At 35.9% G+C, this 13,465-nt stretch carries 12 protein-coding genes and 5 pseudogenes; 5 read left to right on the top strand and 12 right to left on the bottom strand.

Going from position 1 to position 13,465, the window contains the following annotated elements:
- Positions 1 to 150: 150 nt before the first annotated feature.
- From efp to H1D32_RS13885, 4 genes and pseudogenes are all read right to left on the bottom strand, one after another.
- A complete protein-coding gene (efp, locus tag H1D32_RS13900; RefSeq protein ID WP_261178906.1) occupies positions 151 to 708 on the bottom strand; it encodes an elongation factor P in 558 nt (185 codons plus the stop codon).
- 24 nt (positions 709 to 732) lie between these two features.
- Positions 733 to 1,803, bottom strand: a complete 1,071-nt coding sequence (locus tag H1D32_RS13895; RefSeq protein WP_261178905.1) for a M24 family metallopeptidase — start codon at positions 1,801 to 1,803, stop codon at positions 733 to 735.
- Complete coding sequence (aroQ, locus tag H1D32_RS13890; protein ID WP_261179261.1) at positions 1,803 to 2,240, bottom strand: type II 3-dehydroquinate dehydratase; 438 nt, start codon at positions 2,238 to 2,240, stop codon at positions 1,803 to 1,805. Before aroQ ends, H1D32_RS13895 begins: the two co-directional genes overlap by 1 nt.
- A gap of 100 nt (positions 2,241 to 2,340) precedes the next feature.
- Positions 2,341 to 2,808, bottom strand: a pseudogene (locus H1D32_RS13885) (YqhR family membrane protein); the annotation flags it as partial.
- A gap of 300 nt (positions 2,809 to 3,108) precedes the next feature.
- Between H1D32_RS13885 and H1D32_RS13880 the strand changes: the two are divergent.
- Entirely contained in the window at positions 3,109 to 3,426 is a 318-nt protein-coding gene (locus H1D32_RS13880) for an SA1362 family protein (protein ID WP_261178904.1), read from the top strand.
- Between the two features lie 361 nt (positions 3,427 to 3,787).
- Here the strand turns inward: H1D32_RS13880 and H1D32_RS13870 are convergent, their stop codons facing one another.
- From H1D32_RS13870 to H1D32_RS13840, 7 genes and pseudogenes are all read right to left on the bottom strand, one after another.
- Entirely contained in the window at positions 3,788 to 4,675 is an 888-nt protein-coding gene (locus tag H1D32_RS13870) for a patatin-like phospholipase family protein (RefSeq protein WP_261178903.1), read from the bottom strand.
- Between the two features lie 175 nt (positions 4,676 to 4,850).
- Entirely contained in the window at positions 4,851 to 5,279 is a 429-nt protein-coding gene (gene mntR / locus H1D32_RS13865; protein ID WP_261178902.1) for a transcriptional regulator MntR, read from the bottom strand.
- Between the two features lie 91 nt (positions 5,280 to 5,370).
- A pseudogene (gene splB / locus H1D32_RS13860) lies at positions 5,371 to 6,395 on the bottom strand (spore photoproduct lyase).
- Between the two features lie 140 nt (positions 6,396 to 6,535).
- Positions 6,536 to 7,147: pseudogene (locus H1D32_RS13855) on the bottom strand (vitamin B12-dependent ribonucleotide reductase); the annotation flags it as partial.
- A gap of 95 nt (positions 7,148 to 7,242) precedes the next feature.
- Complete coding sequence (locus H1D32_RS13850) at positions 7,243 to 8,052, bottom strand: HNH endonuclease (protein WP_261178901.1); 810 nt, start codon at positions 8,050 to 8,052, stop codon at positions 7,243 to 7,245.
- Between the two features lie 243 nt (positions 8,053 to 8,295).
- Positions 8,296 to 9,465: pseudogene (locus H1D32_RS13845) on the bottom strand (vitamin B12-dependent ribonucleotide reductase); the annotation flags it as partial.
- 372 nt (positions 9,466 to 9,837) lie between these two features.
- A pseudogene (locus H1D32_RS13840) lies at positions 9,838 to 10,620 on the bottom strand (ribonucleotide reductase N-terminal alpha domain-containing protein); the annotation flags it as partial.
- Positions 10,621 to 11,118: 498 nt separating this feature from the next.
- Between H1D32_RS13840 and H1D32_RS13835 the strand changes: the two are divergent.
- Genes H1D32_RS13835 through H1D32_RS25670 form a run of 3 tightly spaced genes read left to right on the top strand, consistent with a single transcriptional unit; the run spans position 11,119 to position 11,961 of the window.
- Complete coding sequence (locus tag H1D32_RS13835; protein WP_261178899.1) at positions 11,119 to 11,340, top strand: aminotransferase class IV; 222 nt, start codon at positions 11,119 to 11,121, stop codon at positions 11,338 to 11,340.
- A 49-nt stretch (positions 11,341 to 11,389) separates the two neighbouring features.
- Entirely contained in the window at positions 11,390 to 11,713 is a 324-nt protein-coding gene (locus H1D32_RS25675) for an aminotransferase class IV (protein ID WP_261178898.1), read from the top strand.
- Positions 11,714 to 11,739: 26 nt separating this feature from the next.
- A complete protein-coding gene (locus tag H1D32_RS25670; RefSeq protein ID WP_483861131.1) occupies positions 11,740 to 11,961 on the top strand; it encodes an aminotransferase class IV in 222 nt (73 codons plus the stop codon).
- Positions 11,962 to 11,993: 32 nt separating this feature from the next.
- Here H1D32_RS25670 and H1D32_RS13820 read toward each other — a convergent pair whose 3' ends face one another.
- A complete protein-coding gene (locus H1D32_RS13820) occupies positions 11,994 to 12,827 on the bottom strand; it encodes a lipoate--protein ligase family protein (RefSeq protein WP_261178897.1) in 834 nt (277 codons plus the stop codon).
- A 203-nt stretch (positions 12,828 to 13,030) separates the two neighbouring features.
- Here H1D32_RS13820 and H1D32_RS13815 point away from each other — a divergent pair, with 203 nt between their 5' ends.
- Positions 13,031 to 13,402 carry a rhodanese-like domain-containing protein gene (locus H1D32_RS13815; RefSeq protein ID WP_261178896.1) on the top strand — a complete coding sequence of 124 codons (372 nt, stop codon included), beginning with the start codon at positions 13,031 to 13,033 and terminating at the stop codon, positions 13,400 to 13,402.
- Positions 13,403 to 13,465 lie beyond the last annotated feature (63 nt).

Here is a 13,465-nt window from a genome sequence, read left to right as displayed (position 1 = left end):
TTTTTTGAAAATTCTTAAAACCTTTTTCTCGACAAAAAAGATCGACAGTTGTCGACCTATGCAAGTCACTTTACTTGAGAGAGGTAGTCCCTCTAAGTCAAAAAACCTTTCATTTAATGAAAGGTTTTTTGCGTGATTAACCAGTTTTATTTAAGCTCTTGACATATAAGCTGCATTACGAGTATCAATTAAAAGTAACTCACCCTCATTAATAAAGAATGGTACTTGTACAACTAAGCCTGTTTCTAGAACAGCTGTCTTAGTACCACCTGAAGAAGTATCACCTTTAATACCAGGCTCTGTCTCAGCAACTTTTAGCTCAACTGTATTAGGTAATTCAACACCAAGAGTTTCACCTTGGAATGTCATGACTTGTACGACCATGTTTTCTTTTAAGAACTTTAATTCATATTGTAATTGTGCTGAAGATAATTCAAGTTGCTCATAAGACTCATTATCCATAAATGTATGAACATCACCGCTTGCATAAAGATATGCCATACGACGATTTTCGATATGTGCTTTAGAAACTTTTTCTCCTGCACGGAATGTTTTTTCTTGGATCGCACCTGTGCGAAGATTGCGAAGTTTCGAACGTACAAAAGCTGCACCTTTTCCTGGCTTTACGTGTTGAAAATCAACAACCTGCCATAAACCTCCATCAACCTCTATTGTTAAACCTGTTTTAAAATCATTTACTGAAATCATAGCTTTTCCTCCTAATTTTTCCCCTTATTCGCCTACTATTAATAATTCTTTTGTAGAATAAGTTAATGTTTCGTTTCCATTTTCCGTAATAACTGTGTCATCTTCAATACGAGTGCCACCTACTCCAGAAATATAAATTCCAGGTTCAACAGTAACAACCATTCCTGGTCGTAGAATTGTATCTGACTTCATAGAAAGGCCGGGACCTTCATGGACTTCCATTCCTAGACCGTGACCAGTTGAATGTCCAAAATACTCGCCATAACCTTGTTCTGTAATATAATCTCTAGTGAGGGCATCTGCTTCTTTACCAGTCATTCCCGGTCTAATACCATTCATTCCTCTAAGTTGCGCTTCTAGGACTGTTTGATATATTTTTTCTAGCTCATTTGATGGTTTTCCGACGGCAACTGTTCGGGTAATATCTGAACAATATCCTTTATAGTATGCGCCAAAATCTAAGGTTACAAGCTCACCCGTTTTAATTACCTTATTTGTTGCAACACCGTGCGGCAACGCTGAGCGCAGCCCTGAAGCAACAATAATATCAAATGATGATGAAACTGCTCCCTGTTTTCTCATGAAAAACTCTAATTCATTCGACACATCTAATTCTGTAAGCCCTGGTTTTATGTACGTAATAATATGCTCAAAGGCAGCGTCAGCAATTTTTGCAGCTTCCTTTAGTATCTTAATCTCTTGTTCATCTTTAAGCAAGCGTAAATTTTCAATCAATCCACTAATAGGCACAAGGGTTGTATTCGTGAAAGCAGCTTGATACTCCTCATATTGAGCAAAGGATACGTGTGATTTCTCAAAGCCAAGTTTTTTAATACCTAACTCGTTAAGCTGATTTGCGATCTCCTCTACTAACGACGCTTTGTGTTGAACAATTTCAAAGTGAACAGCTTGCTCAGCCGCTTGGTCAACATAACGAAAATCAGTAATAAATTTTGCTTCTTTTTCAGTAATAAGAGCAACCCCAGCTGTTCCTGTAAAGCCTGTGATGTAACGGCGATTATAGCCACTCGTGACTAAAACCCCATCGATTCCATTCTCTTTTAAACTTTCGCGGAGCCTTACTAATCTTTCCATCAAAAATCCTCCTTTACTAATGACAATAGGGCAAGTTTATAACCTTTAGTTCCTAAACCTACAATTTGACCTATAGTAACTGGTGATACAACAGATTGGTGTCTAAACGATTCTCTAGCATGAACATTTGAGATATGAACTTCAACTGTAGGAAATGACACACTTGCAATAGCATCCCTAATTGCATAACTATAGTGTGTAAATGCACCTGGATTTATTATTAATCCTTCATATCCTTTATCTTCAGCTTTGTGGATTAAGTCAATAATCTCACCTTCATGATTAGACTGTTTAAAGGCAATTTCACAAGCTAATTGTTTAGCAAGCTTTTCAAGACTAACTTGTAAATCTGCTAATGTTTCTGAACCATAAATATGTGGTTCCCGCTTGCCAAGCCTGTTTAAGTTTGGTCCATTCAAAATTAATATCTTTTTCATCATTTCACCGCCACAAGTGGTAATTAAAGTCAAAACGAAAAGAATGCCCTATTGGACATTCTATCATATGCTGAACCTTTTTGAATAGGTTAACCTCTTGCTACTTCTGCTGTTCACTAAACTCATAAGAAATCGAGTAGCCAATAAAAAGGCCATAAAGTATGTAAATACAAAAACTAGTGACTATCGTATTTAAATCCAAATTAGCAAGTGATTTTAAACCTGGGAAAATGGGATTTAAGAAGTAAAACACGAGTAGCCATAACCCAGCGCCAAAGGCAAGTCCAGGCCAAATACTATTAAATCTCGCCAATATAAATCGGTACAAGAACGCAACAGCAATCGATAGGATTGCAATAACAACAATCCCTACTAATTGGCCGATATAACCGTTCTTCCAATCTCCCAAGGCCCAAGGCATTAATACTAAAGCTGGACCAACCCGAATAAAATTAAAGAAAAAAGCCAAATAGCCAACAAAACTCCAGATTAAGCCACCGAAAAATCCAATAGAAGCAACCGTTGCATTGAAACTCATCGGTTCTTCATGTTTATTCTGTTCAAGCTTTCCATTTTTTTATCACCTCATCGAATAGTATGACCGTTCTTAATCGAAACTATAGCAATTAAAATTCACTCAAAAAAGAAGTGTAAATGCTGATAAAAATGGGAATATTATATAGTAGAAAGTTTATTTTCCTAGAGGGAAATGCTTCTTTAATGTAGAATATAATTATAAGTTGTTCCATTTAACCCAGGTTATGCATAATATAAGAAACATACTAAAAGCTAAAATGCGCAAGGTTTTTTCAATGTTCTTTATACTTTGTATTTTTCATTTTGTAAAATTAACATGGAGGTGAGCAAAATGACTCGATATTCTTTTCATCCACTTATTTTATGTGTTTTAGGTTTATCTATCATTGGATTATTTTATCGGCTTTATACGGAGCCAGTAGCATTATTTCAACAAGCATTATTCATGATCGTCTTCGTAGCTATCATTTTCTTCTTAGTAAAGAAATTTTTAGCACATAAACTTAGTTCTGGTAATTATTATAGCTCACAGCCTCAGCCAAAAAGAGTCAAGGTTTCATCTAAAAGCAATGTCATTCCTCATAAAAAGAAAAAAGAAACGAAAAATTTTCCCGTCCTCTTATTAAGAAGCGTACGGACGTTACATTAACTGTGATTGAAGGAAAGAAAAATAAAAGGAAAAATCGAGCACTTTTTTAAATGCTCGATTTTTTCTTTGGCTGTTTTCGTAAACTCCGTTGCTTTTTAGGTCGTCTTTTGAGAATAAATAAGCCCGTTGGACCAATTCATTTGTCCCATGGGCTAATTTATTCTCAAAAGCTTCACGCAAAGCGTGAAGAACCAAGCATTCGCTTGGTTATAACCTAAAAGCTAATAGCAACAATCTTTTGAAAGGCTGTTTCTCAAAGATTGTTGCTTATAAAATAGCGATGAAAGATATGATATATCTAGGTCTCAAGATAATAATAAAATTTTTTCGCAGAAAACTATCTAACTGCCTTACGCTTTTCTTAGTGCCATGTTTTGAAAAAAGTCTCTGTTTTTTCTCTTCCTAATGTAATTAACGCCTCTTTTTCCTCTTTCTTTAAATCAAAGTCAATCGTACTTACGTTATCTACCGGAATAAACACGATATTTTTTGCATGTTCTTCAGAAATATAACGCATATCATGAGCAGTTCGCATCGTTTTAAATAAAGAGGTGAACATTTCAACCGCGTTCGTTATTTTATTCGGAGGCAATTTGTCTAGATTTGGCGTTAAATTAAAGCCGATTACAGGTCGATCTAACCTCATAGCTTTCTTTTTCATAAATAACCAGATCGGAAAATTACTTAAGACACCCCCATCAACGAATATTGACGGTTGTCCTTTCCCATCATAAATTTTTATTGGTTCAAAGAAATAAGGTAAGCTACTACTCATTCTAACTGCACGGGCAATTGAAAATTTTTCTGGTACCATCCCATATTGAGGAAGATCATCAGGTAAAATAGCTAGACGACCTCTTGTTAAGTCCGAAGCTATTAATCGGAGGGAACCTGGCTCTATATCTCCAAAGGTTGAAATCCCCTTTTTCTGTAACATCTCTGTTAGCCACTCTTCAAACTCTAATCCTTTGTAAAGGCCAAGTCGCTTATATAATCCAAGCCATTTCATAAAAGAGAATGGCAAAATTGACGCTTTTGGATCTAAAAAATGTTGAAAATCTACCTTGTCGAGTTCTTCGTATATTTCTTTACTCGTATATCCTGCTATTATTAAAGCAGAAAAAATACCACCTGCACTTGTACCTGCTAAACGCTTAAATTTCGCACCTTTTTTCTCCATTGCTTCCAAAGCACCTACAAAAGCAATCGCTTTTATTCCACCACCAGCAAAAACACCATCAAAATCCAATCAACACACCTCCTACCCTTTCTTACTACCATATGCATTAATGTAGGCTAAGTGATTAATTAGACAATATAATCCCATTCATAATTCAATTTTCGCTATTAAATTGGATTTGGCTTATATTTTATTCTCTTACGAGAAACAAAAAAATCTATCCAGATTAGATAGATTTTTGGTGTTATTTTGGTTCGGTTTCATTTTTCTTTTGAACTTGTCTAAGCAATTCAATTCGCTTGGTATCTTCTTCAAAAAATTGAACGAGATCGCCAATTCGGTCTATCGCATCCCAACTTAAGTGATGTTCAATCCCTTCGACATCTCGGTAAATATTATCAGTACTTACACCGATAATTTTTAAGAATTCCTCTAGTAGTTCATGGCGCAGAACTAACCGTTTGCCAATTTTCTTCCCTTTTGGAGTTAAGATTAAGCCACGATATTTTTCATATATGAGATATTCAGCCTGATCTAATTTTTGAACCATTTTCGTAACAGAGGAAGGGTGGACATCTAGCGCCTCGGCTATATCCGAAACCCTGGCATATCCTTTATCTTCTATTAGTAAATAAATTCTCTCTAAATAATCTTCCATACTTGGTGTAGGCATCGTTTCCCCTCCGATTTCCGCTCCAGCCCATTTGTTACCTTCAATTGAAAATTATACTATAATCATATTGCTTGGACAACTACGGTAAACATCAAGTAAAGTATTCTATTTTCGCGGATGGGAAGAATTTATGGATATACCCTTCAATTGTTCCCTTTAGCTCATCGGCTTCTTCTGTTTGGTAAACATATTTCCCACGCCCATATTTTCCCCATTTATATTTTCTCTCTTCTTCATTCATTTCTAGTTTTGATTTTGGATAACGTTTTAAAATCGTTCGTTTGGCAGTCTTCGTAAAACGGTGTTGAATTAATTCAAACGTTAAATCTTTTGTTGCATAGCTTGGCAGTGTTGCTTCAAGTTTTTCAAATAGCTCTAGGTACCCTTCCTTCCAGTTTTCATGCCGATATAGAGGGGCTAGAATAAATCCAAGTGGGTAATGGGCTTTCGCTACCTTACCTGCTGCTTCAATTCGTTTTTCAAAGGGAGAAGTGCCTGGTTCAAAATTCTTAATGACATAATTTGAATTCAAGCTAAAGCGAAAGCGTGAATTCCCATTGTGTTTAGCATCTAAAAGGTGATCTACATGATGATACTTCGTTACAAAACGAAGTCTTCCAAGGTCTGTTTGACCGATAAATTCTATCGTCTTTTTAACGTATGTGTCAAATGATCAAGACCGACAATGTCAGAGGTACATGCCGCTTCAAACCTTGTTATTTCAGGTTCTCTCTCTTTTATATATTTAGTAGCTGCATCAAAAATATCTTCTAAATTAACATATGTGCGAAGATAAGGTTTATCTCCCATCGTTGTTTGTAAATAACAATAATGACAGTGTCCCATACAACCTGTAGCTAAGGGAATTGCATACTCAGCAGATGGCTTTGAGGTATCGAACTTCAATGTTTTTCTGACCCCAACAACAAGGGTAGACTTAGCGTTTCGATAAACCTGATTTTCGTTATCACCAGGAATGTTCCGAACCTGGTTATGTGATGTAGTTTCCCTTATTTCAATCCCCATTTTTTCAAACTTTTCTTTCAACTCACGTCCTAATGGATAATCGAGTGCTCTTGGTTCTATATATACCAACTGAGGAATAAATGGTTCCATATTTCACCCACCTTAAAATAGTTTGCATCCCTAAGTATAAGATGTACAAAAACAGCTGTTTATAGAGATTAAAAACGTACCAATAATGGGAAAAGGAGAGAGCGAAAATCGCCCTCTCCCATTTTGAAATATTATGCTTATTATAAACCACACTTTAATTGTGCATTACAATTCGTACAAGTGTTACAACCACCAATATCTTCTACCGTTCCTGTACGGCAAACTGGACAAGTATTACCGACCTCAGAACCAATTGTTACTGATGTAGAGCGAAGATCTGCAATTGTATCTAGGAGCACCACTTGCTGTTTTTTATGCTTTGGCTTTTCTGTGGCTACCATATCAGTATCTAGATTATTTTCCTCTGCAGTTAAGGACAATACTTGAGCGTCACGACTTCCGTCGACATATACTGTACCGCCTTTTGCACCACCTCGGTAAAGTCTTTCATAAACAGCTTGAACTTGATCAACTGAATAGCCTCGTGGCGCATTTACCGTTTTTGATAATGAGCTGTCTACCCAACGTTGAATAATACACTGTACATCAGCATGAGCTTCAGGAGAAAGATCCATTGTTGAAATAAACCACTCAGGCAAATTATTTGGATCTGCATCAGGATGCTGATTTAGATATTCTTGTACTATTTCTGCTTTCACTTCAATAAATTTCCCTAAACGTCCACTACGATAGTAAGAAAACGAATAGTAAGGCTCAAGGCCTGTTGAAACACCAACCATTGTTCCAGTACTCACTTTTGTTACATCTTAAATTCAGATGGTGGGATTTTTACCCACTCCATATGTCGCCATATGGGTCAGACTATATCATCAACCAAATTTTTATATTAATTAGAATTACGATGTCTATTTCTATGGCACGGGTATTCACAGAGAGAAATTAAATTAGATAGTTGATTTGCCTTTTTCCAGTCACCACCAAACTCTCTAAAAGGAATTTTATGATGAACTGATAACTCTTGGCCGTATTCATCCTCTGTTTTACCGCATTCTTGACAAGTAAAGTGATCTCTACTTCTAGCCATTCTCCTTTGTTCTCTCCAATTAGGTCCATAATAATCAATATCTCCACCTTGCCATGTCCCACTATTTTCACCAGAAAACATACCAGACTTCGCGTAGTATTCTCCCATACACTTCTCAGAGCAAAAGTTTCGTTTTCTAACTACGGAAGGTTTCTTTTCAATTTGTTTTATGCAATTTACACAATGGACAATAGTTCTTTTACGATACGCTATCTTTGCTCTTTGTCCGTTAGCTTTGCCTAAGCAATTTTTAGAACAATATTTTGCAGTATCTTTTCTTGAGTAAATTACGTAAAAATCATTTTGGCAGTAGTGACATGTAAGTTTAATTTTTTTAACTAAGTGTTGGTTTCCTTTTTCTTTTCTAAAATGCTCATACATACATTCTATCGAGCAAAAGTTATTTTTTTTTATAGTGGATCGCTTTTTACTGAAAGCTTTACCACAATTCGAACACTTAGTTTTTATTTTTAAACTCATTTCCTCCCAAGATAAAGGTGGGTGTTTTTTTTGGTAATTGGATTTACAAATACGAGAACAATATTTTTTACGGTCATAATGGCTAGGCTTTACTTTTATCATTTTTCCACAATCGAGACATCGTTTTTCCATTTGATCACCTCTACATCTATTATAAGAACATACATTCTCATTGCAAAGGTGAAACATTAATATTTCTTCTGGTGCCCGGCGTGTAGTCGTTGAGGGGTCAGCCACGACTTCCCTGCGGATTGACTGCACCTTTAAATTTTTACCTTATCGTGTTGGCAGCACAGGTATTAAAGGATGCTCAGTGTTTCCCGCATATAGCCAAGTTTACGCTACATTTTTGCAAATGTAGGGGGCAATTACTTTACCCGTAGGAGCAACAGTTAAAAGGTGTGAATTTCTAATTCCATATTGTAAGATATCTTCGCGGATATCTTCAGGCATCTTTTTCATATAACCGCTATTAATGAATTTTTCACGAAGTAATTGTGTTTCTGCCTCTGACTCGCCAAGTAAGAAAGGAAAACTTCCTTTTTCTTTTGCAAGTTCGATACTTGTACGATATGCAGTAGTTGCAATTGTTTCAAAGATTTGATCAACCAGCTTATTGCCTTGTTCAGATCCATAAACCGTTTCTGTATAGATTAACAAGTCATGTAAGCCCATCACACCTAGTCCAATTCGTCTTTCTCCCTTGGCCATTTTTGTATTATCATCTAAGAAATACGGTGTGGCGTCGATAACATTATCCTGCATGCGAATTCCAACTTCAACAGTTCGCTTAAGCTTATCAAAATCTACTTCTTTTGTTTGTTTGTTAGCCATTGCACCTAAATTAATAGCTGCTAAGTTACAAACACTGTATGGTGCGAGAGGTTGTTCCCCACACGGGTTTGTCGCAACGACCTTTTGTCCATAAGCTACAGCATTTGTCATGTCATTGGCATTATCAATAAAGAAAATACCTGGTTCTGCTGAATACGTTGCACAAATATTAACCAATTTCCACAACTCACGTGCCTTTATTGTACGATAGGTTCTTACTTTAAAGCCTAGAGCTTCCCATTCACGAACATCTCCGTATTTTTGCCACTCACGGTTGTACGCGTCCATTTCTTCTTTAGAGTAATTTTCTACATCTGGAAAACGAAGTGGGTAGTCAGTGTCATTTTCCACAGCTGCCATAAATTCTTTCGTCAAGCAGATTGAAATGTTAGCTCCTGTTAAGAATTCTGGATTGTTAACGCTATACGTTCCACCAACTTTAAGCTTATCTTCAGCTTCCTTTATTATTTTTTCATCAAAGCCGCCTAGACCTGGGATCGTTTGATAGTTAAGTATTCCTTGGTACATCGCTTTTTCAACTTCTGTTAAAGGGGTAAATTTCAATTTTTCCTTTACAAGTTGTTTAATTTGAGTATCATTACTGCTTTCTAAGAGGAAACGTAATATTCTTGGGTTTTGCATTTTAGAGATAATGAACTCTAAAATATCAGGGTGCCAATCTGAAAGCATAATCATTTGTGCGCCACGCTTTTTGTTACTCCTCATATTGAGGGGAGTGGACATTTCTGCCACTCTCTTACACTCTCATGTAAGATCAGACTATATCATCAAAGAAGAAAATTTATTATATTATCTCTGCTTTGTCTCGCGCCTCATAACCACGTTGCCGTTTGTTATGATTTACTCCTTCCTTTGCACCCAATATAAATTTGGTTTAGGAAGTTTCAATAGTCGTTGAACGTCCATCTCAGTTTCCCGAGATGTTTCGCTGCTGATTGCCCAATCCTTTACATTTTTATACCTTCACGCTCATTGTTACCAATCACGTTGTGGTTGTAGAGGCTCTAAGGGTGTTCCAGCAATTCACGAGATTTTATTCCCGCCGTGTGGTCTTTTTTATTAACGGGATCCACCTTGCTCAACTAAATGGGTCAATTTTGCAATATCATCTAACCAAGAAACCGATCCAGATGATTTACCATTTACTCCTCTTGCTAATGTATTACGCGGTCTTAATGTTGAGCCGTTCGTTCCAACTCCACCACCGCGACTCATAATTTCCATCACCTGTGTCCGGTGTTCTGAGATACCACCTCTTGAGTCTTTGACAAAAGGCATGACATAACAATTAAAGTATGTCACATCAGTATCAGATCCAGCTCCATAAAGAACACGGCCTGCAGGAATAAAATTTAAATTTGCTAATTCTTCATAGAAGTCATTAAAGGATTTTTGTCTTCGTTCTTCTGATGTTTCAACAGAAGCTAAGCCAGTGGCATTACGTTTCGCGATTTGTTCATAATAGATTTCTAAAGGCTTTTCGATAGCATCTAAAGATCTCGTAACAATGCCTGTACTCATTTCCTCTGGATTTTCTAGAACTCCTTGAAATTCTTCATCAACATAGATTTTTACTTCATTTTTTCCCCAGTCAATATTTTGTATATAGCCATAGCCGCGTGCCGGGAATTTCGGATCTTGTTTTACTGTTAAGACAACAAAATCGCCTTCTTTTAGAGTCTTTTTCTCAGTATCCTTAAAAGTATAACGGTCTAACATAACTAGACGAGATACACCCTTTTTTTGAATTTTCATGTCTGGTGTGATTTCATGAACTTGTGGAAAAAGCTTTATGTCCTCATTCAACCTTTCCACATTAATCTTCATCACTTTTGACATTGTCATCGCCACACGCACTCTCTCCTTTATAGATATTTAGACAAATGAGTTCTCCTCTAGATGTTATTTATGCAAATGTTGTTTACCACTTTTAGAAAATGATGCCAAATTTCATAGTTTGTTAACTTGTCTTAGCTTACCACAGAAATAACTGACAATCAATATATAGTGTTTAAATATCTTACTTTAATACTATATATTGTTTTTCAGTAAGAGAAAAACTTTTTTGTCAACTTTAAAAGAAATACAATAAGTTAGAAAATGCTAGATAAATCGAATTTTTTATGGAAAAAACTCGAATTATGGATTTTTTTCTCGTTTGCAAAAATAGAAAAAACTAGAACCCCTTAAGAATCAAGGGATCAAACTATTGTAGATAATTTTCAAAAGATTTTTGTTACAATAGACACATATCTTGTTAGCGAAAAAAATTACTTTCTTCATCGGTGCATACTATATATAGTAGTTACTAATTTAGAAATTAAATTAAATGGGGGAGATAACATGTCTTACGTTTTACTAAACAATCAAATTACAAATCGCGCAAATGTAAAAATTGATATGGAGGATCGAGGCTATAATTTTGGAGATGGAGTATATGAAGTGATCCCGATTTATGAAACAAAAACATTAGCTATGAAAGAACATCTAGAAAGATTTGCCCAAAGTGCTGCAAAGCTAGAAATAAGCCTTCCATATGATCAATCGACATTAACGCAGTTTTAACGGATCTTAAAATAAAAATGATATTAAGGATGGCATTATCTACATACAAATGACCAGGGGCGTTTCACCTCGTGCTCACCTATATGAACGTAATGTTGAAGGACTAATAACAGCCTTTTGCCGTGAAATGCCTTTTCCTGTAGAAACAAAAAAAACTGGAATAAATGTATTCGTGACAGAGGATATTCGTTGGCTTCGTTGTGATATCAAAACCATTAATTTGTTAGGAAATACAATGGTAAAAAGAAAAGCGACTGACAATCAGTGTCACGAGGCTATTATGCACCGCAATGGTACGATGACTGAAGGTTCTTCTTCAAATTTATTTATTGTAAAAGACAAAACGATTATACACATCCAGCAACCAACTTAATTTTAAATGGGATTACAAGACAAATTGTGATAAAGTTAGCCAAAAATAATGGTTTTACTGTAATTGAAGAAGCCTTCACTTTAGAACAACTTAGTACCGCGGACGAAGCCTTTATTACCAGTACAACTCAAGAAATTACCCCAGTTATCGGGGCAATTGGCGATCAAGAGGCTACCTACTCTGTTGGGCCCATCACACAAAAATTACAAGCACTGTTCAAAGCGTATGTTGAAAAAGAAGTTATATAAAATAGAAGGTTTGGCTAAGTAGCCAAACCTTCTTATTTTCGAAAATTCCACTCATCGTTTGCATACCTTTTTTCAGCAAGTTCATGAACATAGCTTATTTGCTCATCAGAAAGTACATACGGCTTAAGATCGATTTCTAACCCCTTTTCAAAGCCATGTTTAAATGCAAACTCTGCTTCTTCAATTGTTACATTTTTTTCTCTTAATTGGTTTATCGCAACTGCCTTTTTGCTAAAACCTTTTAACATCCGTTCACGTACTCTTTCATTTGGAAATTTAAATAACTCAAATAACTTATTTTCATCAAGGTCTAAAATGATTGACCCATGCTGTAAGATCACGTTTTTTTGCCTTGTTTGGGCACTTCCTGCTACTTTTCGACCTTCAACAACTAATTCGTACCAAGACGGCGCATCAAAACAAACAGCTGAGCGCGGGCTCTTTAATAGATCTTGCTCTTCTTTCGTTTTTGGAACTGCAAAATATGCGTCCAATCCTAAATTTCTAAATCCTTCTAATACTCCTTCAGAGATAACTCGATAAGACTCGGTAACACCCTTAGGCATTTTCGGATGATTTTCCGAGACGATAACACTATATGTAAGTTCATGTTCATGAAGAACACCTCTGCCACCCGTAGGTCTGCGGACAAAACCTAATCCGAATTTTTGAACAGCCTCTAAGTTAATTTCTTTTTCTACCTTTTGGAAATAACCAATTGATAAGGTCGGCGGATCCCAACCATAAAAACGAATAGTCGGTTCAATTTCGCCTGCACTATGCCATTCTAGTAAAGCTTCGTCTAAAGCCATATTAAAAGCTGCTGAACATTTTTCTGAGTTAATATAATTCCAAGTTTCTTTCATGAGTATCCTCTTTCGTCATAGAATTGATATATTTAATCTATAGCACAAGAAGCATACCTGTCAAACAACGTGAATTACCATTACTGCTTGAATATTGAGGTGGTTTCATTTATATTTGATATTATATATAATAAATTTGTGTGGTTTAAGCTAGAATATGCACAAGTAACTAGCAAAGAGTCTTAAAGGAGTTGGAGTAAGGAATGAATTGGGTTTTAGGTATCATGACTGCAGTACTTGTATTTCTTATTGTAAAAAGATTTATTAAGCCAAAGTATTTAAAAGAAGTTCCAGAAGAAGAATTCCGCCAAGGTTACAGAAAAGCACAACTAATTGATGTGAGGGAACAGAGAGAATTTGAAACAGGACACATTTTAGGTGCTAGAAACATCCCATTATCACAAATGCGCCAAAGATCAGCTGAAATTAGACCAGACAAACCAGTTTACTTATACTGTCAAACTGGCTCAAGAAGTATCCGAGCAGCTGAGTTTTTAAAGAAGAAACATGGTTGTGAAGATTTAACTCACCTTAAAGGTGGCTTCCGCAAATGGACAGGCAAGGTTAAAAAGTAACTTAGTTAACATAAAAAATGAAGCTTCGTAAATGAAGCTTCATTTTTGTTTTTTTATGATAAA

The organism is Anaerobacillus sp. CMMVII (genome assembly GCF_025377685.1).
Classification (GTDB): domain Bacteria; phylum Bacillota; class Bacilli; order Bacillales; family Anaerobacillaceae; genus Anaerobacillus.
Note: the sequence above shows the minus strand (reverse complement) of the source record. Positions and strands in the feature narration are given on the sequence as shown.